28 protein-coding genes are annotated in these 24,816 nt (G+C 38.5%); 22 read left to right on the top strand and 6 right to left on the bottom strand.

Annotated elements, in window-relative coordinates; translation table 11 throughout:
- The 12 genes from U9R83_RS24935 (at position 1) to U9R83_RS24880 (ending at position 10,862) form a co-directional block, all read left to right on the top strand.
- The gene (locus U9R83_RS24935) at positions 1 to 837 is read left to right on the top strand and encodes a MetQ/NlpA family ABC transporter substrate-binding protein (RefSeq protein ID WP_014457885.1); all 837 of its coding nucleotides are present in this window, start codon (positions 1 to 3) and stop codon (positions 835 to 837) included.
- Between the two features lie 123 nt (positions 838 to 960).
- Entirely contained in the window at positions 961 to 1,326 is a 366-nt protein-coding gene (locus U9R83_RS24930) for a carboxymuconolactone decarboxylase family protein (RefSeq protein ID WP_016765828.1), read from the top strand.
- A 238-nt stretch (positions 1,327 to 1,564) separates the two neighbouring features.
- Positions 1,565 to 2,350: a Fe-S cluster assembly ATPase SufC gene (gene sufC, locus U9R83_RS24925; protein WP_013059647.1), complete on the top strand. Its 786-nt coding sequence runs from the start codon at positions 1,565 to 1,567 to the stop codon at positions 2,348 to 2,350.
- 17 nt (positions 2,351 to 2,367) lie between these two features.
- Positions 2,368 to 3,675: a Fe-S cluster assembly protein SufD gene (gene sufD / locus U9R83_RS24920; RefSeq protein ID WP_014457887.1), complete on the top strand. Its 1,308-nt coding sequence runs from the start codon at positions 2,368 to 2,370 to the stop codon at positions 3,673 to 3,675.
- Positions 3,675 to 4,895, top strand: coding sequence for a cysteine desulfurase (locus U9R83_RS24915; RefSeq protein ID WP_014457888.1), 1,221 nt, complete (start codon positions 3,675 to 3,677; stop codon positions 4,893 to 4,895). Before sufD ends, U9R83_RS24915 begins: the two co-directional genes overlap by 1 nt.
- On the top strand, positions 4,885 to 5,319 hold the full coding sequence (gene sufU, locus U9R83_RS24910) for a Fe-S cluster assembly sulfur transfer protein SufU (protein WP_013085338.1): 435 nt from the start codon (positions 4,885 to 4,887) through the stop codon (positions 5,317 to 5,319). The genes U9R83_RS24915 and sufU overlap by 11 nt, the downstream gene beginning before the upstream one ends.
- 45 nt (positions 5,320 to 5,364) lie before the next feature.
- On the top strand, positions 5,365 to 6,762 hold the full coding sequence (sufB, locus tag U9R83_RS24905; RefSeq protein WP_013059643.1) for a Fe-S cluster assembly protein SufB: 1,398 nt from the start codon (positions 5,365 to 5,367) through the stop codon (positions 6,760 to 6,762).
- Between the two features lie 101 nt (positions 6,763 to 6,863).
- The gene (locus U9R83_RS24900) at positions 6,864 to 7,718 is read left to right on the top strand and encodes a DUF72 domain-containing protein (RefSeq protein WP_014457889.1); all 855 of its coding nucleotides are present in this window, start codon (positions 6,864 to 6,866) and stop codon (positions 7,716 to 7,718) included.
- A 120-nt stretch (positions 7,719 to 7,838) separates the two neighbouring features.
- Positions 7,839 to 8,141, top strand: coding sequence for a YunC family protein (locus U9R83_RS24895; RefSeq protein ID WP_014457890.1), 303 nt, complete (start codon positions 7,839 to 7,841; stop codon positions 8,139 to 8,141).
- A gap of 89 nt (positions 8,142 to 8,230) precedes the next feature.
- A complete protein-coding gene (gene yunB / locus U9R83_RS24890) occupies positions 8,231 to 8,983 on the top strand; it encodes a sporulation protein YunB (RefSeq protein ID WP_013085335.1) in 753 nt (250 codons plus the stop codon).
- A 248-nt stretch (positions 8,984 to 9,231) separates the two neighbouring features.
- Entirely contained in the window at positions 9,232 to 10,746 is a 1,515-nt protein-coding gene (locus U9R83_RS24885) for a sodium-dependent transporter (protein ID WP_014457892.1), read from the top strand.
- Positions 10,746 to 10,862: a methionine/alanine import family NSS transporter small subunit gene (locus tag U9R83_RS24880; RefSeq protein ID WP_107918137.1), complete on the top strand. Its 117-nt coding sequence runs from the start codon at positions 10,746 to 10,748 to the stop codon at positions 10,860 to 10,862. Before U9R83_RS24885 ends, U9R83_RS24880 begins: the two co-directional genes overlap by 1 nt.
- A gap of 30 nt (positions 10,863 to 10,892) precedes the next feature.
- On the opposite strand, the gene U9R83_RS24875 is transcribed toward U9R83_RS24880, so the two are convergent.
- On the bottom strand, positions 10,893 to 11,894 hold the full coding sequence (locus U9R83_RS24875) for a M23 family metallopeptidase (RefSeq protein WP_016765822.1): 1,002 nt from the start codon (positions 11,892 to 11,894) through the stop codon (positions 10,893 to 10,895).
- Positions 11,895 to 12,210: 316 nt separating this feature from the next.
- Between U9R83_RS24875 and lipA the strand changes: the two genes are divergently transcribed.
- Entirely contained in the window at positions 12,211 to 13,110 is a 900-nt protein-coding gene (gene lipA / locus U9R83_RS24870; RefSeq protein WP_013059637.1) for a lipoyl synthase, read from the top strand.
- A gap of 343 nt (positions 13,111 to 13,453) precedes the next feature.
- Here lipA and U9R83_RS24865 read toward each other — a convergent pair whose 3' ends face one another.
- Complete coding sequence (locus U9R83_RS24865; RefSeq protein WP_014457895.1) at positions 13,454 to 14,095, bottom strand: YhcN/YlaJ family sporulation lipoprotein; 642 nt, start codon at positions 14,093 to 14,095, stop codon at positions 13,454 to 13,456.
- Between the two features lie 196 nt (positions 14,096 to 14,291).
- Here U9R83_RS24865 and U9R83_RS24860 point away from each other — a divergent pair, with 196 nt between their 5' ends.
- A complete protein-coding gene (locus tag U9R83_RS24860; protein WP_013059635.1) occupies positions 14,292 to 14,567 on the top strand; it encodes a YutD family protein in 276 nt (91 codons plus the stop codon).
- 48 nt (positions 14,568 to 14,615) lie between these two features.
- Here U9R83_RS24860 and U9R83_RS24855 read toward each other — a convergent pair whose 3' ends face one another.
- Positions 14,616 to 14,882 (bottom strand): DUF3055 domain-containing protein, encoded by a 267-nt coding sequence (locus tag U9R83_RS24855; protein WP_013059634.1) that lies wholly within the window; start codon positions 14,880 to 14,882, stop codon positions 14,616 to 14,618.
- Between the two features lie 162 nt (positions 14,883 to 15,044).
- Here U9R83_RS24855 and U9R83_RS24850 point away from each other — a divergent pair, with 162 nt between their 5' ends.
- Together U9R83_RS24850 and U9R83_RS24845 are read left to right on the top strand one after the other, a co-directional pair.
- A complete protein-coding gene (locus U9R83_RS24850; protein WP_014457896.1) occupies positions 15,045 to 15,482 on the top strand; it encodes a DUF86 domain-containing protein in 438 nt (145 codons plus the stop codon).
- Between the two features lie 74 nt (positions 15,483 to 15,556).
- Positions 15,557 to 16,327, top strand: coding sequence for a TIGR01457 family HAD-type hydrolase (locus U9R83_RS24845; RefSeq protein WP_013059632.1), 771 nt, complete (start codon positions 15,557 to 15,559; stop codon positions 16,325 to 16,327).
- Between the two features lie 37 nt (positions 16,328 to 16,364).
- Here U9R83_RS24845 and U9R83_RS24840 read toward each other — a convergent pair whose 3' ends face one another.
- A complete protein-coding gene (locus tag U9R83_RS24840) occupies positions 16,365 to 16,865 on the bottom strand; it encodes a phosphatidylglycerophosphatase A family protein (RefSeq protein WP_014457897.1) in 501 nt (166 codons plus the stop codon).
- A gap of 176 nt (positions 16,866 to 17,041) precedes the next feature.
- On the opposite strand from U9R83_RS24840, the gene yutH reads away from it, so the two are divergent.
- The 5 genes from yutH to thrB all read left to right on the top strand — a co-directional run bounded on the left by yutH (position 17,042) and on the right by thrB (position 22,661).
- On the top strand, positions 17,042 to 18,043 hold the full coding sequence (gene yutH / locus U9R83_RS24835) for a spore coat putative kinase YutH (protein ID WP_042991834.1): 1,002 nt from the start codon (positions 17,042 to 17,044) through the stop codon (positions 18,041 to 18,043).
- Positions 18,044 to 18,160: 117 nt separating this feature from the next.
- Positions 18,161 to 19,150 (top strand): 2-hydroxyacid dehydrogenase, encoded by a 990-nt coding sequence (locus U9R83_RS24830; protein ID WP_243550051.1) that lies wholly within the window; start codon positions 18,161 to 18,163, stop codon positions 19,148 to 19,150.
- A 240-nt stretch (positions 19,151 to 19,390) separates the two neighbouring features.
- Positions 19,391 to 20,692, top strand: coding sequence for a homoserine dehydrogenase (locus tag U9R83_RS24825; RefSeq protein WP_014457900.1), 1,302 nt, complete (start codon positions 19,391 to 19,393; stop codon positions 20,690 to 20,692).
- A complete protein-coding gene (gene thrC, locus U9R83_RS24820) occupies positions 20,692 to 21,753 on the top strand; it encodes a threonine synthase (protein WP_025752680.1) in 1,062 nt (353 codons plus the stop codon). Before U9R83_RS24825 ends, thrC begins: the two co-directional genes overlap by 1 nt.
- Complete coding sequence (gene thrB, locus U9R83_RS24815; protein WP_243550049.1) at positions 21,747 to 22,661, top strand: homoserine kinase; 915 nt, start codon at positions 21,747 to 21,749, stop codon at positions 22,659 to 22,661. The genes thrC and thrB overlap by 7 nt, the downstream gene beginning before the upstream one ends.
- 89 nt (positions 22,662 to 22,750) lie before the next feature.
- Here the strand turns inward: thrB and U9R83_RS24810 are convergent, their stop codons facing one another.
- Complete coding sequence (locus tag U9R83_RS24810; protein ID WP_013059625.1) at positions 22,751 to 22,981, bottom strand: NifU family protein; 231 nt, start codon at positions 22,979 to 22,981, stop codon at positions 22,751 to 22,753.
- 193 nt (positions 22,982 to 23,174) lie between these two features.
- Between U9R83_RS24810 and U9R83_RS24805 the strand changes: the two genes are divergently transcribed.
- Positions 23,175 to 23,501 (top strand): YuzD family protein, encoded by a 327-nt coding sequence (locus U9R83_RS24805; protein WP_014457903.1) that lies wholly within the window; start codon positions 23,175 to 23,177, stop codon positions 23,499 to 23,501.
- A 43-nt stretch (positions 23,502 to 23,544) separates the two neighbouring features.
- Here U9R83_RS24805 and U9R83_RS24800 read toward each other — a convergent pair whose 3' ends face one another.
- Positions 23,545 to 24,609: an NAD(P)/FAD-dependent oxidoreductase gene (locus U9R83_RS24800; protein WP_013085326.1), complete on the bottom strand. Its 1,065-nt coding sequence runs from the start codon at positions 24,607 to 24,609 to the stop codon at positions 23,545 to 23,547.
- Positions 24,610 to 24,816: the final 207 nt, after the last annotated feature.

Raw genomic sequence — 24,816 nt, 5'->3', positions numbered from 1 at the left:
ATGAAGAAATGGCTTTCAGCTTTAGCATTAACATCTGCGCTAGTAGTAGGATTAGCTGCATGTGGATCTAACAATGGATCGAAAGATGAAAAGAAAATTGTCGTGGGTGCATCTAATACGCCTCATGCTGAAATTTTAGAACAAGCAAAACCGATTTTAGAAAAACAAGGAATTGACTTAGAAATTAAAAAATTCCAAGATTACATCTTACCGAACACAGCTCTTGCAAACAATGAAATTGATGCAAACTATTTCCAGCACGTTCCTTATATGAATTCAGTGCTAAAAGATCATAAAGGTGAAAAAGGGTATGATTTTGTAAGTGCCGGTGCCATTCACATTGAACCAATTGGTATCTACTCTAAAAAATACAAAAGCTTAAAAGATCTTCCGAAAAACGGCACAGTTATTATGCGTGATGCAGTAGCAGAGCAAGGACGTATTTTATCGATTTTTGAAAAAGCTGGCGTGATCAAATTAAAACCAGGCGTAAAGAAAACAGACGCACAAATTAAAGATATTGTGGAAAACCCTAAGAATTTAAAATTTAAAGCCGATGTTGAAGGCGGATTGTTACCTCAAATGTACAAAAACAATGAAGGTGACGCTGTTGTTATCAATGCTAACTATGCTATCGATGCTGGTTTAGATCCAGTAAAAGATCCAATCGCAGTGGAAAGCAAAGAAAATAACCCATATGCAAACATCATTACGGTTCACAAAGGTGACGAAAATAAAGATACAGTGAAAGCTTTAGTGAAAGTTCTTCACTCTAAAGAAATTCAAGACTACATTAAAGAAAAATACAAAGGCGGAGTATTGCCGGTAAATAAATAATAGAAGAAAAGCGCTTGCCCACTCTGGGCAAGTGCTTTTTTTTGTATGCGTCAAAACGAATAACTCTTATTTTTCTCACGCATACTAACCGTGAAAACTTTACTGATGATGGGAGCTGACGTTATGCAGCAAGAAGCACGTCATTCAACTGAGCAAGCACTTCATGATTATAAAATGGGTGTTGGGAAATTTAGCGAAAAATTGCCGGAAGTAACAAAAACGTTTAATGCGTTTACTGAAGCATGTTTTGGAGAAGGTTCTCTTTCTAAAAAAGAAAAGCAGTTAATCGCGCTAGGAATCAGCGTAGTAGCTCAAGACGAGTACTGTATGATTTATCATACAAAAGGCTGCATTGATCAAGGTGCAACTGAGCAAGAAATTTTAGAAGCATGCGGAGTATCAGCGGCATTTGGCGGAGGCGCAGCGATGAGTCAGTCCGTTACGCTTGTCCAAGAGTGTGTTTCAGAACTGACTAGCCACACGCACTAAGTAAATAAAGCGGGTAAAAAGCTTGTCTTAGAAGGCTCTATCGAGTCTTTTAAGGCAACTTTTTTATGAGTGGATTTAGTCTTAAAAAACGTACATAATGGTTTAAAACCTTTTGGGTCAAAAGGTTGCTATAAGTTTTCATTTGTTATAAGATTGTAATGAGAATAAAATGAGAATAATTAAAAAGATATAGGTATATCGTTTTTTACTATATACGTCTATAACTGGAGGTTTTAATATGGCAGGGTCAACTTTAACAATTAAAGATCTTCATGTTGCAATTGAAGGTAAAGAAATTTTAAAAGGTGTTAATTTAGAAGTTAAGGGCGGCGAAATCCATGCAATCATGGGACCAAACGGTACTGGTAAATCAACATTATCTTCAGCAATCATGGGACATCCTAAATACGAGGTTACACAAGGAAGCATCACGCTAGACGGCGAAGATGTACTTGAGATGGAAGTAGATGAACGCGCTCGTGCAGGTCTATTCCTAGCGATGCAATATCCAAGTGAAATCAGCGGGGTAACAAATGCTGACTTCTTACGTTCAGCAATTAATGCTCGTCGTGAAGAAGGCGAAGAAATTTCACTAATGAAATTCATCCGTCAATTAGACAAAAACATGGACTTCTTAGAAATGGATCAAGACATGGCTCAGCGTTACCTAAACGAAGGTTTCTCTGGCGGTGAGAAGAAGCGTAATGAAATTCTTCAATTAATGATGCTTCAACCAGGAATTGCAATTTTAGATGAAATCGACTCTGGTTTAGATATCGATGCGTTAAAAGTTGTATCAAAAGGTATTAATGAACTGCGCGGCAGCGAGTTTGGTTGCTTAATGATTACTCACTACCAACGTTTACTAAACTACATTACACCAGATAAAGTTCACGTTATGATGCAAGGTCGCGTTGTAAAATCAGGCGGACCAGAATTAGCACAGCGTCTAGAGGCAGAAGGTTATGACTGGATCAAACAAGAATTAGGTATTGAAGACGAAACTGTAGAGCAAGAAGCTTAAGAGTTAGGAGGATCTCTATGACTATTGATACGAAATTACCATTTGATCAAGAGTACATCAGCAGCTTTTCAAAAGAAGCTAATGAACCAAGTTGGCTGCTAGATCTTCGCTTACAAGCTCTTGCGAAAGCAGAAGATCTTGCACTTCCAAAGCCAGATAAAACAAACATTTCGAAATGGAACTTTACTGCATTTGACAAGCACACTTCACAGGCAAGCACAATCTCATCTGTAGACGAGCTTCCAGAAGTGGTTAAAGCACTGATTGATACAGAAGCTGTTAAAAATCTATATGTTCAGCGTGACCAAACAGCTGCATATTCAACATTAACAGAAGAGCTAAAGTCTCAAGGCGTTATCTTCACAGATATTCAAACAGCTGCTAAAGAGCATAGCGACCTTGTTGAGAAGTACTTTATGAAAGACGGAGTTAAAGTAGATGAGCACCGTTTAACTGCATTAAACGCAGCGTTATTAAACGGCGGTGTATTTGTATACGTTCCTAAAAATGTAGAAGTACAAGAGCCTCTTCAAGCTGTATTTGTCCGTGAAGATGAAGAAGCAGCTTTATTCAACCATGTTATCGTTGTAGCTGAAGACAACAGCTCAGTAACATATGTAGAAAACTACATTGCTACTGCTGAAGAGTCAAACGGTGTTGTCAATATCGTGACGGAAGTATTCGCTAACAGCAATGCAAAAGTAACGTTTGGAGCTGTTGACTACTTAGCTAAAGGTACAACTACTTATGTGAACCGCCGCGGCGTAGCGGGCAAAGATGGTCGCATTGAGTGGGCTTTAGGCTTAATGAGTGAAGGAAATACAGTTTCAGAAAATACAACGTATCTAATGGGCGACGGTTCATATGGAGATACAAAAACGGTAACAGTTGGACGTGGAGAGCAGTCTCAAAACTTAACAACAAGTATCGTACACTTCGGAAAACATTCTGAAGGCTACATTTTAAAACACGGCGTTATGAAAGAAAGCGCGTCTTCAATCTTTAACGGTATCGGTAAAATTGAACACGGTGCATCTAAATCAAACGCTGAGCAAGAATCTCGTGTGTTAATGTTAAGTGAAAAAGCACGTGGAGACGCAAACCCAATTCTTCTAATTGATGAAGATGATGTAACAGCAGGACACGCGGCATCTGTTGGACGCGTAGATCCAATTCAGCTTTACTACTTAATGAGCCGCGGTATTCCGCAAACAGAAGCAGAACGTCTAGTTATTCACGGGTTCTTAGCACCAGTGGTAAACGAGTTGCCAATCGAAACGGTTAAAAAGCAATTAACAGATTTAATTGAAAGGAAAGTTCGATAATGAATATCTCTGATATTCGTAAACAATTTCCTATTTTAGACCAAGAGGTAAATGGCAGCCCACTCGTTTATTTAGACAGTGCAGCAACTTCACAAAAGCCGCTTGCTGTAATTGAAGCAATTGAGAAGTATTACAAAGAATATAACTCAAACGTACACCGAGGTGTTCACACGCTTGGTACAAAAGCAACAGACGGATACGAAGGCGCTCGTGAAAAGGTTCGTAAGTTTATTAATGCAAAATCAACGGAAGAGATTATCTTTACGCGCGGTACAACGACAGCTCTTAATACAGTAGCTGCAAGCTATGGCCGTGCGAATCTTAAACCTGGTGATGAAATTGTGATTACTTATATGGAACATCACAGTAACATCATTCCTTGGCAGCAAGTTGCCAAGGAAACAGGTGCAACGTTAAAATATATTTCATTAACAGAAGATCATGCACTTTCACTAGAAGAGGTAAAAAGCACGATTACATCTAACACAAAAATTGTATCGATTATGCAAGTATCTAACGTATTGGGCACGATTAACCCAGTAAAAGAAATTGCAGAAATTGCACACGCTAACGGTGCAGTAATGGTTGTGGATGGTGCGCAAAGTACACCTCACATGAAGGTGGATGTACAAGATTTAGACTGTGATTTCTTTGCTTTCTCTGGACATAAAATGGGCGGACCAACTGGAATCGGCGCTCTTTATGGAAAGAAAGAGCTTCTTGAAAAAATGGAACCAATCGAGTTTGGTGGCGAAATGATTGACTTCGTAAACCTATACGAATCAACGTGGAAAGAGCTTCCTTGGAAATTTGAAGGGGGTACGCCAATCATTGCAGGTGCAATTGGTTTAGGTGCAGCGATTGATTTCTTAGAAGAAGTTGGTTTAGATAACATTCAAGCACATGAGCACAAGTTAGCACAATATGCACTGGATCGCTTATCGCAAGTAGATGGAATTACGATTTACGGACCGAAAGAGCGAGCGGGTGTTGTGACGTTTAATATTGAAGATGTGCATCCGCACGACGTTGCAACAGTAGTAGACGCTGATGGAATTGCGATTCGTGCAGGTCATCACTGTGCGCAGCCGCTGATGAAATATTTAAACGTATCTTCTACTGCACGTGCGAGCTTCTATCTGTATAATACAGAAGAAGAAGTAGATAAATTGGTGTCATCATTAATAAAAACGAAGGAGTATTTTACAAATGGCTTTTAATAATTTAGATACTCTCTATCGTCAAGTAATTATGGACCATTATAAAAACCCGCGTAATCGTGGAACGTTGAATGAAGATACTGTGAACATTCATATGAATAACCCGACGTGCGGAGACCGCATTGAGCTTTCTTTAAAAGTAGAGGACGGCAAAGTGGTGGATGCAAAGTTCGAAGGTGAAGGATGTTCAATTTCAATGTCATCAGCTTCAATGATGACACAAGCAATTAAAGGTCAAGAAGTAGACAAAGCGTTTAAAATGGCCCATATCTTCTCTGACATGATGCAAGGTAAAGAGTATGATGATAGTATAGATTTAGGAGATATTGAAGCACTTCAAGGTGTAGCAAAATTTCCTGCGCGTATTAAATGTGCAACACTAGCGTGGAAAGCGATGGAAAAAGGTCTTAACGAACAAAAATAAGACCTTCATTCATTCCCAATCCTATCAAGTAGGGGGTAATAAAAGATGGCTAAAAAAATGCCAGAAATCGGCGATTATAAATATGGATTTTCCGATAAAGACGTATCAATTTTCCGCTCTAAACGCGGTTTAACAAAAGAAATCGTAGAAGAAATTTCTCGTATGAAAGAGGAACCACAATGGATGCTTGACTTCCGTTTGAAATCTCTAGAGCACTTCTACAACATGCCAATGCCACAGTGGGGCGGAGACATGGCAAGCTTAGACTTCGATGAAATTACGTACTACGTAAAACCATCTGAGAAGTCTGAACGCTCTTGGGATGAAGTTCCTGAAGAAATTAAACAAACGTTTGATAAACTAGGTATTCCTGAAGCAGAGCAAAAGTATCTTGCGGGTGTATCAGCTCAGTACGAATCTGAAGTTGTTTATCACAATATGAAAGAAGATCTTGAAGCGCAAGGTATCGTATTTAAAGATACAGATACGGCGCTAAAAGAAAACGAAGATATTTTCCGCGAGCATTTTGGAAAAGTTATCCCGCCAACGGATAACAAATTCTCTGCTCTTAACTCAGCGGTTTGGTCTGGTGGATCATTCATTTACGTACCAAAAGGCGTAAAAGTAGATACACCATTACAAGCTTATTTCCGTATTAACTCTGAAAATATGGGACAGTTTGAGCGTACGTTAATTATTGCTGATGAAGGCTCACACGTCCACTATGTAGAGGGCTGTACAGCACCTGTTTATACAACAAACTCTCTTCACAGTGCCGTTGTAGAAATTATCATCAAAAAAGATGCGTATTGCCGCTATACAACAATTCAAAACTGGGCGAACAACGTATACAACCTTGTAACAAAACGTGCAGTTTGTGAAGCAAACGCAACAATGGAATGGATTGATGGAAACATCGGTTCTAAGTTAACAATGAAATATCCAGCTGTTATCTTAAAAGGTGAAGGTGCACGTGGTATGACATTATCTATTGCCCTTGCTGGTAAAGGACAGCACCAAGATGCTGGTGCAAAAATGATTCACTTAGCACCGAACACATCTTCAACGATCGTATCAAAATCAATTTCAAAACAAGGCGGTAAAGTAACATACCGCGGTATCGTACACTTCGGCCGTAAAGCAGAAGGTGCACGTGCGAACATTGAGTGTGATACGCTAATTATGGATAATCAATCAACTTCTGATACAATTCCGTACAATGAGATTTTAAACGATAACATCTCACTTGAGCATGAAGCGAAGGTATCGAAAGTATCTGAAGAACAATTATTCTATCTAATGAGCCGCGGTATTTCTGAAGAAGAAGCAACAGAAATGATTGTAATGGGCTTTATTGAACCATTTACAAAAGAGCTTCCAATGGAATATGCAGTAGAAATGAACCGTCTAATCAAATTCGAAATGGAAGGTTCAATCGGTTAATAATAGATAAAAACTCGTTTGCTGTTTATGCAAACGAGTTTTTTTGTATCGTTTGTATTAAAATAAAGAAAAGCAATCTAAGGAAATAGAGGAGGAATGGCATGATTTATATTGGAGTCACAGGCTGGGGAGATCATGATTCATTATATGAAGCGGGCGTTTCATCAAGAGACAAGCTTGCCGTATACGCAGGCCATTTTCCAATTGTTGAAGTCGATTCATCTTTTTATGCAATTCAACCTAAATCAAATGTAGAAAAGTGGGTGAATGATACACCCGAATCTTTTCGTTTTGTGGTAAAAGCCTATCAAGGCATGACAGGGCATATGAGAGAAGGAAATCCGTTTGATAGCAAAGAAGAAATGTTTCATGCATTTTTAGAATCAGTGAAGCCGTACGTAAGTTCAAATAAGCTGGCCATGATTTTATTTCAAATGCCACCGTGGTTTGACTGTACAAAAGAAAACGTAGCATATTTGAGATATAGCCGTGAAAAGTTTGGAGATTTGCCAGTAGCCCTTGAGTTTCGAAATCAGTCTTGGTTTAAGCCGTTTTTCTACGATAAAACGCTAACGTTTATGGAACAAGAGAAGTGGATTCATGGTATTTGTGATGAACCGCAAGCAGGAGAAGGATCTATTCCCATTGTGATTCATGCTACAGATAAACAGAAAACACTCATACGTTTTCATGGACGAAACGTACATGGTTGGAACAAGCCAGCAGAAGGAAATTGGCGAGCGGTAAGGTTTTTGTATCGTTACAATGAAAAAGAGCTCCTAGAGTGGAAAGAACGTCTTGAAAAGCTGCAAAAACAAACGAAGGACATTTACCTGTTATTTAATAATAACTCCGGCGGAGATGCTGTACATAATGCCAAACAGCTCATGAGTTTATTAAATATTGAATACGAGAATTTAGCTCCTAAGCAACTAGATTTTTTTAACGAATTTTAGCACCGAGTTCTATAAAATGTGTGAGGATTACTCTAAACGTTAAATAGGTAGAAAAGTATATGTAAAACCTCACTTTTTTCTTTCAATATCATAAATTGATTAAGAAAGGAGTGAGCTACTATGATTACCTTATCGCCTATCGTAATTGAAGGTCATACGTTTAATGCAGTTACCGTATTACTGCCAAAAACAACTTTGTTAACAATTTCATCAGATAAAGGCTACATTATGTGCGGAGCACTAGACGTAGGTCTATTAAATGATAAATTAGCTGATCGTCAAATAATAGCTGGAAGAGCTGTAGGTGTACGTACAATTGAGCAGCTTCTTGAAGCGCCGCTTGAATCTGTAACGCTTGAAGCTGAAAAAAGAGGGATTTTTAAAGGCACAATTGGCAAAGATGCTTTATTGAAAATGCTTTAATATAGTCGAGAATTTAAGATAAAACTTCTTAAAAGAAGCGTGAACCTCCTTATACATGCATACATATAGCTTGTAAGGAGGGATTTTTTTTGGTTAAACTTCGTCGGAAATTAACAAGAAAAGGCCCGCTTCCTTTTCGTTACGTTCTGTTGCTCACCTTTCTTTTTTTTATGCTTTCCACAGGGGTAGGATTATGGCTAATTAATAGAGGGATTGAACCAACGTTGATGAAATATGCTGAAGCACAAACAAAAGAGATTGCAACTTTAGTTATTAATAAAGCGGTGAATAAACAGGTACTCGATCAGCTCGACGTAGATGTCATTAAAGTGGAATCTACACCTAACGGTCAAGTAGCCAAAATTGACACAGCGCTTGTGAACCGAGTTAGAGCTCAAACTACGTCATTTGTCCAGGCTAACTTAAAAGAAGCAGAGAAAGGGAATTTAGATGCCCTTGAACTTCCAACAGATATTCGTATTGAAAAAAGTGAAAAGTTGCGGAATCAAGGAATTGTCTACCAAGTCCCGCTTGGGCAGGCTACGAATAATGCTCTGCTTGGAAATCTAGGTCCGCTGATTCCGGTTAAATTTCATGCTATTGGTGACGTTCAAACAGACGTAGTGCGAAAAATCGAGGAGTATGGAATAAATAATGCGTTTCTTGAAGTATCTATCAAAGTAAAAGTAAACATGCAAATCATTATCCCATTTGCAACTAAAAAAACAACCGTTACGGCTACAATCCCAGTCGGAGGTACCGTTATTCCTGGAAATGTTCCTGACTATTTTAACGGTGGAAACTCGTCTTCTCCAGCGATTGAACTTCCGAAGAAAAATTAACAATATTATATTAACGTGATAAAGTGTTATTGAAAAAGCAGGTGTGGAAGTTCAAAAAGACTTTCATACCTGCTTTTATTCATTGGGATATTTGTCTGAATTTTCTATAAAAAATATTTTGACATACTATCTTCTCCCTTCTATAATTTGAGATAGGAACTTATAGAAAGAATAATCTAAAAATTATAAAAATTATCATTGATCTACGATAAAAAGAGAGTAGAGAGAGAACAAGAGGGGGAATTACAGTGGAAAATAGGCCGCAGTGGGGATCAAGAGCAGGGTTTATTTTAGCAGCAGCAGGGTCAGCAATTGGACTAGGGAATATATGGAGGTTTCCGGCTACTGCATATGAAAACGGAGGAGGAGCATTTTTTCTTCCCTATTTATTTGCTTTGTTGACGGCAGGAATTCCTATTTTAATCATGGAGTTTGCTATAGGTCATAAATATAAAGGTTCCTCTCCTTTATCGTTAGCGAGACTAAGTCCAAAGGCTGAGTGGCTGGGCTGGTGGCAAGTAGCTATTTCATTTTTTATTTCCGTTTACTACTCTGTCATTATCGCATGGGCGATGTCGTATTTTATCTTTTCATTTAAGTTAAGCTGGGGAAAGGACACGGAAGCGTTCTTATATGGAGATTACTTAAAATTAGCTGAAGCACCAGGACAAACAGGAAGCATCGTATTACATGTTTTAATTCCGCTTGTACTTGTATGGATTGTAACATTAGGTGTGTTATTAAAGGGAATCAAAAAAGGAATTGAAGCAGCAAACAAAATCTTTTTACCAACACTAATTGTTCTATTTTTAATCATTGTCATTCGAGCAGTAACATTGGACGGAGCAATGGAAGGTCTGCACGCTTTCTTTAAACCAAACTGGAGCGCAATTGGAGATGGAAAGGTTTGGATTGCGGCATATGGTCAAATTTTCTTTAGTTTATCTGTTGGTTTTGCTATTATGATCACTTATTCCAGTTACCTTCCAAAAAAATCTGATTTAACTAATAATGCGTTTATTACTGGATTCGGTAATTCTGCTTTTGAATTACTAGCAGGAATCGGTGTGTTTAGCGCACTTGGTTTTATGGCTACTCAGCAAGGTATCCCAATCGATAAGGTGGTTCAGGGAGGGGTAGGACTAGCCTTTGTTGTTTTCCCGCAAATTATTAATGAATTTCCGGCCTTTAAACAGCTGTTTGGAATGTTATTCTTTGCTTCCTTAACATTAGCAGGATTAACGTCGCTTATTTCAATTATTGAAACATTTGTAGCAGGCATTCAAGATAAATTTACTATCTCACGTACAAAATCTGTATTAATAGGCGGAGGAATCGCTTCAATTTGCTCGCTATTATTTGCAACACAAGGCGGACTTTATTTCTTAGATGTGGTCGATTATTTCATTAATAACTTCGGAGTTGCTTTAGCAGGCTTAGTAGAAGTTGTATTAGTTGCTTGGGTATTTAAAAAGCTGAGCAGCCTTCAGCAGCATGCAAACGAAGTTTCTGATATCCGAATCGGTTCATGGTGGAAGATATGTTTAGGAGTAGTTACACCACTTGTACTTGGGTATATGATGTTTGATAACTTCCGAAAAAATATTTCGGAAAATTACGAGCAGTATGCAACGGCTTTTGTAGGTCCTTTTGGTTGGGGCGTGGCAGCTCTGGCTGTTATTTTAGGCATTGCTTTTTCTTTTGCACGATGGAAAGATGGGACGATTCGTTTGTCAGTTAAAGAGAAGGGGGTTTCTAAATAATGGATGGAAGTTCAATGACAATGATGGTTGTAGGGATGGTCATCATATGGGGCGGCTTGGCCGCAAGTATTGCTCATGCTGTGAAAAAAGCAAAAGAAAGTAAAGCATCAGGATAAAAAAACAGGAAGCATCAGCTTCCTGTTTTTTTATTTTTTCTTTAGTTCTAAACGATCATTTCGTTCCCACGTTCTTAACTGAGGATATGGGTCAAACGACCACTCATTTTTGCCGTTATCTTTATACATTCCATAATGCAAGTGAGGAGGGAATTTCCCAGAAGTTCCAGGAGGTCCATAACCGGAACTTCCTACTCCGCCAATGAGTGTTCCTGGTTCTACAATTTGTCCTACTTTTAAATTTTTTGCAAATCCGCTTAAATGAGCTAAATAGTGATAGTTATTATGAAGGTCACGAATACCGATTCGCCAGCCTCCGTATTTATTCCATCCTTTAAGCTCAATAATGCCATAGCAAGGGGATTTTACTGGAACTCCGTAATCTGCAAAAATGTCTGTTCCTTCATGGATTCGTTTTCCACCCCAGCCGCGGGCATCTCCCCATGTACTGCGGTAACTGTAGTTCGCACGGAGAGGCACAGGAAATGAAGAACCTTTTAAATCAATGCGACCGTAATGGCGAAAAATTTTAGCATTCCCTAAAATAATATCAACCGCTTTAGCCCGGTGATAATAGTTCCAAAGCGCAATTTTAATATAGTCTTCGGACACCCCGAACGTCCGAATATAATCTGCCATGGTAAAAAGCATATCTTCATCATTAAATTGGTCTGCTTTTTTGTCTCCGTTCCCATCTTTACCCATTCCCCCGAGGAGAGAAATAGTAAGTGGGTTTGTATCTTCCAAATTTGGATTTAAAGAACCTGACCATTTTTCTGGAGGATAATAAATGGCGATTGCACCTTTTTCTCTTGGAATATCTTTATGAGAGCGTCGAATATTTCGTTCATACTGGTCAATCCCAGCAAAGTAGTACCAGGGAATCGTAGTAGCGGCTTCCATTTGTTTATACAGCTCTAATCTTTTTTGAATAAGTATTTTTTCTTGATCTGCTGAAGATTCAGCTGTTACGTGGTGCCATCCTGTGAATATAGACATGAACATAAAAAGTAAGATAATCGTTTTGCGCATCGTGTTTCCCCCTTTCTAAAAATAGTGTGTAACACTAGTTTGCAGCGAGAAAAAAGATTTCATAAATATTAATTAATGGAAATCGCGTCAAAACTTTTTTAAAGAATTTTATTCAGAAGATAAATGGAAATTATACGGAGGATGAAAACGCACACATTTGAATGGAAAATAGAAGAAAACCGAGGAAAATAAAGAGCAGACAACTTGTCGAATCTCACTTTTTTATGATAAAGTGACATATAGTTATGTTTTTAATATGTAGTTAAAATTAAGCATATAGGTTATAGACATTTTCTAGATTGGTGGAGTTGATAATATGGCAACAAAAGAAGAGCATGTCCGCAAACCCGAGTGGCTGAAGATTAAGCTAAACACAAACGAAAATTACACAGGCTTAAAGAAAATGATGCGTGAGAAAAACCTTCATACAGTTTGTGAAGAAGCAAGATGTCCGAATATTCATGAGTGTTGGGCTGTTCGTCGTACGGCAACTTTTATGATTTTAGGAGAAGTATGTACACGTGCCTGTCGTTTTTGCGCGGTTAAGACAGGTTTACCAACAGAATTAGATTTAGAAGAGCCAGAACGCGTAGCAGATTCTGTTCAGCTAATGAACTTAAAACATGCGGTTATTACAGTAGTAGCTCGCGATGATTTAAAAGACGGAGGAGCAAGCGTATTAGCTGAAACAATTCGTGCGATTCGTCGTAAAAATCCATTCACAACAATTGAAGTATTGCCTTCTGATATGGGCGGTGTGGAAGAGAACTTACGTATTGTAATGGACGCACGTCCTGATATTTTAAATCATAATATTGAAACAGTACGCAGCCTTACGCCTCGTGTTCGTGCTCGTGCTAAATATGAGCGTTCTCTTGAGTTCCTTCGCCGTGCAAAAGAAATGCAGCCGGATATTCCTACGAAATCAAGTATTATGCTTGGTCTAGGAGAAACAAAAGAAGAAATTATTGAAACGATGGATGATTTGCGTGCAAATAATGTAGATATTATGACGCTAGGCCAATATCTACAGCCAACTAAAAAGCACATAAAAGTTCAAAAATATTACCATCCAAATGAGTTTGAAGAGCTAAAAGAAATTGCATTATCAAAAGGATTCAGCCATGTTGAAGCAGGTCCTCTTGTACGTTCTTCTTACCATGCAGATGAGCAAGTTAACGCTGCTGCAAAAAACAAAGCACAAGAAAGTAAATAAGGTAAAAAGAGGCTGGAACAAAAGTCGTTTAGCCGAAGTGAAAAACGAACCACTAATCAAACTGTTTGATTAGTGGTTCGTTTTTTTTTGTTACGGTTAACGTAAAATTTATCTGTTTTGTTCCTTCTAGCAGTTGATTGGAGGGCAAGGCGAAGACTCCTGCGGGAACAGCGGAACAGGTGAGACCCCACAGGAGCGTACGCGACGAGGAGGCTCAGCGCCCGCCCGCGGAAAGCGAAGCCTTGCACGGAAATCAACTGCGGTGTCACAAGCGGTTCAGCTCATGTGTCTCATTTCTTCGTCTTTCGATCACATTCTTTTAGTTACGTCTCAACTTTTTTGTTTATTCCACCATATCTTTGTCCGTCATTGGTTCATTCAATTCGTTTTTCTCTCTTCCATTTGCATCTTCTCCGCCGTTCATTTTACGCCCTTGGGGAGATTTTAGCATTTGTTGAATAACGGCATCGATTCGTTTTCTAGCATCATTCGTTTGCGTATTCATTTCACTGATATTTTCAATTTGATCCATCTGTTTCGGATTATCTGAGACGTATACATGATAATAACGAGGAACTACAGACATAGCTGTACGTTTTACCTGATCGGCTGCGTTATTCCTGTTTTTAGCATCTGTTTTATAAGCAACAAGCACATCTTTATCAGTTACTAGCGTAGCGGCTTGCTTAATATCTGGTATAGCGGTGCTCAGTTTACTAATATTGTCGGCTGCTTCTTCTCGATTAAATGTTCCTACTTGGTTCATATTGGAATTTTGTTCATTTGTGTTTTTAGTGTATCGAACATATCCATAATTTGTACCGCTATTATTATTTGGATTATAATAGTGATTAGGCTCGTTTACATTAATGGCATCTGGGTTGTTTGGTGATAAATTTTCATTTTCAGCTGTGTTTTTATTTTGACAGCCAATGGTTAAAATGCTTGTTATCAAAGCGATTCCAAGAATAGATTTCTTCACCATTTCCACCTCCTGTAGTTAAATATCGTACGCCAGGTAAACCGGCGAACCTTCATGTGGAGCATAAAAGATCAGTAGGTGTACCGATAAAACTCCTACAGGATTAGAGTGCTGCTTATACGTGAAAAATTTCATGTTAATTGATGGTTTCATCATCATAATTATGGTATGGTAAATTTTAAGAGAAGAGGTGTGAGCAATGGTCTGTATCAATAATATTTGTTATGAAGTATTAAAAGATGAGCGCGAGGCATTTAATGAAGAGGCGTTTAGAGGTCGCTTTATCGACGTGCTGAGCCGCTATGACTATATTGTGGGAGATTGGGGATACAATCAGCTTCGACTGCGAGGCTTTTTTGATGACCGAAATCAAAAGGCAACGTATGATACGAAGATTAGTACGCTTCAAGACTATTTACATGAATATTGTAACTTTGGCTGTGCGTATTTTGTCTTAAAAAAAGTCCATAAGTAAAAAAAGGCAAGCCGAAGACACTAATTGTCCTTCACGCTGCCTTTTTTTTTAGATGATTTCATATAAAAATTCGCGAAGTTCCTGACCGTCTTCACTGTTTAATTTAAATACTTCTTCAAGATAGTTTGGTTCTTCAAGGTCATCTTGTCCAATGATGGCAAAGCGTCCTCCTTGAATATCAAGAACAACTTGTTTGCCATAATAACGGTCGGTTTGGATGATAGCTAAATCAAATCGTTGATTCTCGCCCATAAAGCTGACAAACCGGGTCTTTGTAGATACAACATCGTCATATAGATAAAAGCGTTCGCTCATAGGTATACTCCTTTCATAGGTTGTATTTGTATCATATCAAATAAGGTCAAAAACAAAAATGAATTTATCAAATGGATAATGGGTCATGATAAAATAGAACAGGAGCCCCGTTTGTTTATGAAAAAAGATTTATAGAGAGCTGACAACTAGGGAGGAAATAATATGTACTTTGTAGATCGTGAAAAAATAGAAGCTACGCTTGTTTTTTTTGATGAGCACGTTCGTTTGTTTGCTGAGCATGGGAGCTGGAACACAGAAATAGAGAAAAAGGCATTAGAGAGAATTGTACACCTTTTAATTGAAAACGTTTTAGATGTAGGAAATGCCATGATTGATGGGTTTATTATGAGAGATCCAGGCAGTTACGACGATATCATTGACATTTTAGTTGATGAGAAAGTGGTTAAAAAAGAAGAAGAAACGCCATTAAAAGAGATCGTTCAATTGCGTAAAAGCCTTGTTCAAGAATATGTGGATGTTAATCATCAGGACATTTATCAAAAAGTGATGCAGCATAAAGACGTACTGGCAGCATTTTCAGAGCGCGTAAGGACATATCTAGAGACAGAGTTAGGGCCTGTGTCTGCTTTTCGTAACTAAAGGCAAGCAATTTGTAGTTGTATAAAAAATAAGCTATGATTTCAAGTATGAGACTTGAAAGGAGATCACACAACATGAAGGAATATAAAGGATATTTGATTGATTTAGACGGAACAATGTACAAAGGAACAGAGCTAATTGCTGAGGCGCGTGATTTTGTTATTAAATTAAAGGAAAAAGGAATTCCTTATTTATTTGTAACAAACAACTCAACAAAAACGCCCGATAAAGTAGCTGAAAAGCTAGAGGCATTTGGCATTCCTGCAACAGAAGAGCAAGTGTTTACAACGAGCCAGGCAACAGCTAATTATTTACATGAACGCAAAGCAAACGCTTCAGCTTATGTAATTGGTGGAGAAGGAATCCGACATGCGTTGCTTGAAAAAGGATTTACCATTGAAGAGGAAGATACGGATTTCGTAGTTGTTGGTTTGGATCAGGAAATTACATATGAAAAATTAGCAAAAGCATGTTTAAACGTTCGAAACGGCGCCTTTTTTGTTTCAACGAACGGAGATATTGCAATTCCTACTGAAAGAGGCTTACTGCCTGGTAATGGATCTATCACGTCCGTTATTACGGTTTCTACTCAAACAAATCCAGTATTTATTGGCAAACCAGAAAGTATTATTATGGAGCAAGCCCTTGAAGTCATCGGTACGCCAAAAGAAGAAACAATCATGATTGGTGATTACTATGATACAGATATTTTAGCAGGGATGAATGCAGGCTTAGATACATTATTAGTCCATACAGGGGTAACAACAAGAGAGTTACTAGAAGGATATGAGAAAAAACCAACTTATACGGTAGATTCACTAAAAGAGTGGATGGAGCGAATTTAAAAAGCTGTCAATTGACAGCTTTTTTTGTTTTTAAAACCTATTCTTGACTGGCAGCCCGATGCGCTAACCGGCTAGAAGCAGCGGCGGCAATTGCGCCTACTAAATCATCTAAGAAAGTGTGGCACTCTCCAGTCGATTTATCGTTTAATCGTTCTAGAATACCTGGCTTTTGTTTATCAATATACCCGTAATTGGTAAAGCCGATTGATCCGTACACATTTACAATCGATAATGCTAAAATCTCGTCGATACCGTATAAACCTTCGTCTTTCTCAAGAATATCTAACAGAGGTGGCTCAATCACTTTTTTTTCCGTGAGGACATCTAGTTGAATACCCGTTAAAATAGCATTTTGAACTTCTCGTTTAGAAATGACGCGTTCAACGTTATATAAACATTCTTCGATTGTTAAGTTTGGGTGATATTTTTTTTGCAAGTAATAGACCAGTTCAGCAATGTCTGTAAGAGCCACGCCGCGTTCTATTAACCATTCTCTTGCTTTTTTTTCTAACTCACTTTGTGTATGTTTTTTCTCCAAGTATCATCACCTGTTTTCTATATATTTTTAAGTCTAAAGTTGTTTCATACTACTAACCCGGAGTAAATAACTATAAATGGTGTATTTCTAATCTATTCATTCCTCCGTAAATATTATGACAAGTAATGTTGTTTTCCATCATATAATTTCTTGAATGAATGAAGAGAGGGATTAAAATGATACAAACCATTTATGAGCATTACGGATTACGTCCAAATGAATTTATGCCCGTTGGTAAATTTGAAGGTTTTCAGTATCGAGATATTTTATATACAATCATTAATGTAAAGCAAATGGAGCAAGACGAGTTAAATGAACTATATCAAATGAGCCAATTTCTGATGGGGCAAGGTGATCGCCATGTGGCAACCTTTATGCCTAATTTGAATGGTGAAATGATTACAGAAAATGAAACTGAAAAATTTATCATTTGCCGCTGTCTTGCGGAAGAGAAAAACCCCAATTTTTCACCTGGGCACGAGCTAGCTGTTTTTCATCAAAAAGGGAGGCTGTTTCCTTATGAAGTGGAAAAAGCAAACCGGCTAGGGCAATGGAAGTCCATGTGGGAGAAGCGTCTCGACCAGATGGAGCAATTTTGGTATGGAAGATTACGTGCTTTACCTAATCAAGAGATGGAAAAACGTTTTTTAGAAACTTTTCCTTATTACCTAGGATTAACGGAAAATGCTATTCAATACCTAGTAGACACGGAAATTGACGATTTGCCTCGTTCAGTTGACGCTGCAACGATTTGTCACCATCGGTTCGGGCAAAAAACATGGGGGGAAGACTACGTTTACAAGCTCCCAGCAGACTGGGTCTTCGATCATCCTAGCAGAGATATAGCTGAATATATAAGGGAACAATATTTATTAACATACGCTGTCGATGAAAGGCACATGCATCAGTTTTTAAGTGAATACGAAAAGGTAAATCCACTTTCTTCTTTTTCATGGAGACTGTTATATGCTAGACTTCTTTTTCCTGTTCATTATTTTGAGGTTATTGAAGGGTACTACAGTGTACAAGATGAGCGGCAAAAACAAAAGTATTATGAGAAGCTGGAAGGAGTATTAGCTCATTCTTCTCACTACGAAGCTTTTCTGAAGCGCTTTTACCAGTCGGTAGGTATTTCAACGTCTCGTTATCACATTCCTGAATTAACATGGATTCATTAAAAAGCGATTACTATAGAATATGATAAAATAGAAAAATAGGTGTTGGATAATCCAACCCCGTTTTTCTATTTTGTTTTTGTGCATGCAGTTTAAAAAGGATAAAGAGGTGGCGTACATATGGACAAGCCGTTTGTATTTATTACGAGAAAAATACCGAATGAATTAATCGAACCTTTAAAGGCAGTAGCGAATGTGGAAATGTGGGATAAAGAAGATGAGGCAGTCCCTCATGAGCTGCTTCGTGAAAAAGCTAAACACGCACATGCGCTATTAACAATGCTTTCAGATCGTATTGATCGTGAATTACTTACGCAAGCTCCTCATTTAAAGCTTGTAGCTAACTTGGCGGTCGGATTCGATAATATTGACGTAGAAGCGGCAACTGAACGAGGAGTTATCGTTTCTAATACGCCTGATGTTTTATCTGATACAACAGCAGATTTAACGTTTGGTTTATTAATGAGTGTAGCTAGACGTTTAGTAGAAGCTGCTGAATATGTGAAAGAAAATCAGTGGAAAAGCTGGAGTCCATTTTTGTTAGCGGGTAGAGATGTTCATCATAAAACATTAGGTATTGTTGGAATGGGTAAAATTGGAGAGACGCTTGCGAAACGTGCTACAGGTTTTGATATGGAAATCTTGTACCACAATCGAAGCCGCAACCTTCAAGCAGAGAAAAAGCTCGATGCAGTTTATTGTGAGTTAAATGAGCTGCTCGAACGATCTGATTTTGTTGTGTGTTTGACACCTTTAACGGAGAAAACCAAACATTTATTTAATGCTTCAGCATTTGAACAGATGAAAAAAACTGCGATTTTTATTAATGCTTCAAGAGGAGCGGTGGTTGATGAGCAAGCATTGTTACAAGCGATTCAATCCGGTGAAATTGCTGGAGCTGGCTTGGATGTATTCGATCAAGAGCCTATTTCTGCTTCTCACCCTCTTCTTCAGTTGCCTAATGTTATAGGGCTTCCTCATATCGGCAGTGCGAGTATCGAAACACGTACGGAAATGATTTCTTTATGTGTTAAAAATATTAAAGCAGTACTTACAAACGAGTCTCCTATTACAATTGTAAACAAAGAAGCGTTTGCGAAAAAATCATAACAGAAAAAGGCAATTTCATTTCGGTGAAATTGTCTTTTTTTTATTAAAAAACAGTGGGAGCCATGTTATGATAATAAAATGAAATATTTTAAAAATTTACATTTATCTTTATATACCGATTTTTTTACGAGTTTACGAGAAAAGATGGCCAGTAAACCTTGTAAAAAAGAAAAATAAGGTCTATAATGTCCTCTATAAGAGAACAAATGTATACGTAGAAAGAACACAGAGGTGAGGAATATGACAAAAAGTATTTCAGTAGGATTATTAGGATTAGGAACGGTAGGAAGCGGAGTAGTCAAAATTATTGAAAATCATCAGGACAAATTAAGTCATCAAGTCGGGTGCCCAGTAGAAGTTAAAAAAGTAGTAGTTAAAGATATTGATAAGAAACGTGACGTAGAAATTAGTGAAGATAGATTAACAACGAATGTTGAAGACGTTTTACATAACGCGGAGATTGACGTTGTCATTGAAGTAATGGGTGGAGTTGAAGAAACAAGGGATTATATCTTAACAGCCCTTCGTAATAAAAAGCATGTTGTAACGGCAAACAAAGATTTAATGGCAGTTTACGGCTCAGAATTGTTAACGGTAGCTTCTGAAAACAACTGTGATTTATTTTATGAAGCAAGTGTAGCAGGCGGTATTCCAATTCTTCGTGGATTAGCAGATGGGTTAGCATCTGATCGTATTACCAAAATGATGGGAATTGTAAATGGTACAACAAACTTCATTTTAACGAAAATGACAAAAGAAGGAAGCGCTTATGATGAAGTGTTAAAAGAAGCGCAGGATTTAGGATATGCTGAAGCTGATCCAACTTCTGACGTAGGTGGTTTAGATGCTGCTCGCAAAATGGCAATCTTGGCTACACTAGGGTTTTCAATGAAAATTGACTTGGACGATGTTCGTGTTCAAGGTATTACAGAAGTAACGGAAGAAGACTTGCAATATAGTAAACAATTAGGCTATACGATGAAACTGATTGGATATGCACATCGTGACGGCGACAATGTAGAAGTTAGTGTTCAGCCAACTCTTTTAGCAGATACACATCCCCTTGCTTCAGTAAGCGATGAGTACAATGCTGTGTATGTATACGGAGAAGCTGTTGGAGAAACGATGTTCTACGGACCAGGGGCAGGAAGCCTGCCAACTGCCACTGCTGTCGTATCAGATTTAGTAGGCGTTATGAAAAACATGCGTTTAGGTGTAAATGGTAAAAGTGCGGTAACACCTCAATATCCAAAACAGTTAAAAGCAGAAGATGAAATGTTCTCAAAGCATTTCTTACGTATTCATGTTAAAGATCAAGTTGGCGCATTTGCAAAATTAACAACACTATTTTCAGAGCGTGGCGTGAGCTTCGAAAAAATTATCCAACTTCCTGTGAAAGGAAGCGAATTAGCTGAGATTGTTGTTGTTACACACAAAACATCTCAAAAAGATTATGAGGAAATCCTTCAGCAGCTTAGGGATTTACCAATTGTAGAAAATGTAAAAAGCAGTTACCGCGTAGAGGGAGTTGGCACAGTATGATGTGGAAAGGTCTATTAGCTGAATATAAAGAATTTTTACCTGTAACAGAGAAAACACCTATGCTTACACTACATGAAGGAAATACGCCTTTAATTCATCTTGCTCATTTATCAAAAGAGCTAGGCATTGACTTACATGTAAAAGTAGAAGGGCTAAATCCAACGGGGTCATTTAAAGACCGCGGAATGGTAATGGCTGTAGCCAAAGCAAAAGAAGAAGGAAGCAATACGGTTATTTGTGCATCCACAGGTAACACATCTGCAGCTGCAGCAGCTTATGCATCACGCGCTGGCATGCGCTGTATCGTTGTTATTCCAAATGGAAAAATTGCGATGGGGAAATTAGCTCAAGCTGTTATGTATGGTGCAGAAATTGTAGCAATTGAAGGAAACTTTGACCAAGCGCTTTCTATGGTTCGTAAGCTAAGTGAAACATCACCTGTTGCACTTGTAAACTCTGTAAACCCATACCGTATTGAAGGGCAAAAAACAGCTTCTTTCGAAATTTGTGAACAGCTTGGAAAAGCGCCTGATGTTTTAGCTATTCCGGTAGGGAACGCAGGGAACATTACAGCTTACTGGAAAGGATTCAAAGAGTACAGTGAGCGTCATCAAACGTCTCTTCCTCACATGCATGGTTTTGAAGCAGAAGGTGCAGCGGCGATCGTACGTAACCAAGTTATCGAAAACCCAGAAACAATTGCAACGGCTATTCGAATCGGAAATCCAGCAAGCTGGGATTATGCTGTAAACGCAGCAAAAGAATCAAACGGAAAAATTGATGAAGTAACAGATGAACAAATCTTAGAAGCATATCGTACAATTGCACGCAAAGAAGGCGTATTTGCAGAGCCAGGTTCTTGCGCTTCAATTGCTGGTGTATTCAAAGATGTAGCTTCTGGTAAAATTGCAAAAGGTTCAACGGTAGTAGCTGTACTAACAGGTAACGGATTAAAAGATCCAAACGTAGCAATCGATGCTCATAATGTAAAGCCAGTAGTTTTACCAAATGATGAAGAAAAAGTATTTGAGTATATCCAAGGTGTCGTTGCTTCATGCTAGAAAATGAGCGCTTTGTCATTACGGTCCCAGCTAGCTCTGCTAATTTAGGACCAGGATTTGATTCCATTGGAGTGGCTTTATCTCGCTACTTAAGATTAACAGTAGAGCGTCATGACGAATGGATTTTTATCCCTGAAACGAAAGAAGTGAAAAGTATTCCTACAGGTACAGATAACTTAATGTATGAAGTGGCACAAGACGTGGCTCGTCAATTTAACATTGATCTTCCAAGTGCGAAGGTCTCTGTTTGGAGCAACATTCCATTAGCGAGGGGACTTGGAAGCAGTGCATCGGCTATCGTAGCTGGAATCGAACTGGCAAATGTACTGTGTGACTTGCGTTTATCTAAAAGAGAAAAGCTTCGCATCAGCAGCTTAATGGAAGGACATCCCGATAACGTCAGCCCGTCTATTTACGGTGGCATCGTTGTTGGTTACCATCATGAAGATGAAACGTACATTGCTCAAATACCTGAATTTGATGTCGATATCGTGATGGCTATTCCAGAATATGAGTTAAAAACAACGGATGCTCGTGATGTGCTGCCTTCCGATATTAATTATCGTCATGCAGTAGAAGCAGGAGCGATCGGCAATATGCTAGTAGCAGCTCTGTTAAATAAAGATTTACCTCTGGTAGGCGAATTTATGGAGAAAGATTTATATCACGAACCTTATCGTATGAGACTCGTGCCAGAGCTTTCTCTTGTGCGAAAAGAAGCAAAAGCTCTCGGCGCATACGGTGTGTCACTAAGCGGAGCCGGTCCGAGTGTATTATGTTTAGCGCCAAAAGGAAAAGGAAAAGCGATTGCTGAACATATGTATGCTTTACTGCCGAACTGCGAAATAGATGTTTTACAAATTGATCGCAAAGGTGTATTTGTAGAAGCTGAAGTCACAACGAGTTAATAAAAAAATCCTCATTCATTTGAATGAGGATTTTTCATTCGCAAGCCCCAATACAATGGGAGGTTGCTTTTATAATAAAATCAAAGAGATTAGAATACTTGTTCTACTTCAACTACACCAGGTACTTCTTCTAAAAGGGCACGTTCGATACCAGCTTTTAGCGTAATTGTTGAACTTGGGCAGCTTCCGCAAGCGCCTAAAAGACGTAATTTTACAATACCATCCTCTACGTCTACTAGCTCACAGTCTCCACCGTCACGAAGTAAAAACGGACGAAGTTTTTCTAATACTTCTTGAACTTGCTCGTGCATTTCTGACATAACTATCGACTCCTTTCTTCTACTCTTATTATAAACGGTCTTTCATGAAAAATCTATCGGAGTATACATCGTAATGTTACCTTAAAAGAAAAAGATGTGCAATGAATCAGTTTTGTGTAAAATAGTATTCATAATGAAGTAAAAGTGTGAATAATCGTACAGTTTATATGTAAAGGTTCAAGGGGGATGTGCTATGCAATCAACTGAGGTAGAAGTGTGTATTTATGGAGCTGAAATTGTTTGTGCAAGCTGCGTTAACCTGCCGTCTTCAAAAGACACCTATGATTGGCTAGAGGCAGCTATTTCTCGTAAATATCCGAATCAGCCGTTTGCTATCACATATGTAGATATAAACGAGCCGCCTGCTGATCCGAAGAAAGCAGCTTTTGCCAAGCGTGTGATTGAGGAAGATTTATTCTATCCTGTAGTGGTCATTAACGGAGAAATTGTTGGGGAAGGCAACCCGAAATTAAAGCGCGTATTTGAGGAAATGGAGAAGCATGGTTTCTGCGCTTCATAACGATAAAAGCCGTTAGATTGTCAGTCATCTAACGGCTTTTATTTTATCCACTGTGGTGTTTATACATCCAAAGAATACCTGATTTTAATAATCGAGCTACGCGTCCTGTAATTGGACGTTCGGCAACTAAGCCAAATCCATGCTTTTTGCCTAATGAACCAAGTATGCCTTTTAATTTAATAGTTGGTAATTCATCCGGAAGCGCTTCGCCTTTCCAGCGGTGAAGAAGTACTTGCACGATTTGTTCAGCCTGACCTTCTGCCAGCTGAGCGCTTGGTGCATGCGGTAGACTTGCGCAGTCACCTAAAATGTAGACATTTTCGTCGTCAGGCAAGTTATGGTATTTCGTTAATACGACGCGTCCTTGAGGGTCTTTTTCTACGTCTAAATCGCGTACTACTTTATTTGGCTGGATACCTGCTGTCCACACGATTGCATCGCTTTGAATGGGCTCATCATGATTATAAAGAATGTTTGGTTCTACTTTTGTAATATTAGCACTATTTACGATTTCGACACCGTTTGAAGTAAACCAAGTTTGAACGTAATTACTTAAACGTTCTGGGAAAGCAGACAAAATTAATTTACCGCGGTCAAATAAGATGATTTTTAAATCCGGGCGGCTTTCTCTTAGCTCGCTCGCTAGTTCTACTCCGCTTAATCCCGCTCCTACAATTGAAACAGTAGCGTGGGCTGGCAAGTTGTTTAATGTCTGATAAGTTGCTCGTGAAGCATCAATGGATTGAATGCTGTATGTATGCTCAAGAGCTCCAGGAACTCCATGATATTTGTCTTCGCATCCAAGTCCTACAATCAGGTCATCGTAAGCGATCATTTGATCATCTACATAGACGCATTTTTCTTTCAGGTCTATGCGTTTTACACAGCCATAGCGAATTTTTAAGCGAGGGTGTTCAGGAAAAGCAACACGAACATGCTGATCAGAGATTGTTCCAGCTGCAAGTGCATAGAATTCAGTTTTTAGTGAGTGATAAGGTGCTTTGTCAATAAGCGTTACTTCTACATCGTTAGGCAATTGATTCGGAAAAAGGCGCTGCAAAACGCGCATACCACCGTATCCGCCGCCCAGTATGACAAGGTTCTTCATGTGAATTTCCCCTTTAGCTTCATGCATTTTTGTTTTCTCTCTATTATTCTTGCTTTTAAGAATAGAAGAGTACAAATTACCGTTAATAAGGATGGTTGCCAAAAAGATATGAAAGGCTATATAAGATAACATATTTTACTTAAATAATAATTTAATATAACCTCGTTTGGTTTTCTATACATAAAAGTATAACTAAATTAATAAAAA

The sequence above is a fragment of the Priestia sp. LL-8 genome (assembly GCF_036227845.1).
GTDB lineage: Bacteria > Bacillota > Bacilli > Bacillales > Bacillaceae_H > Priestia > Priestia zanthoxyli.
The sequence above is the reverse complement of the archived record's forward strand: the minus strand, read 5'-3'. Positions and strand labels throughout refer to the sequence as shown.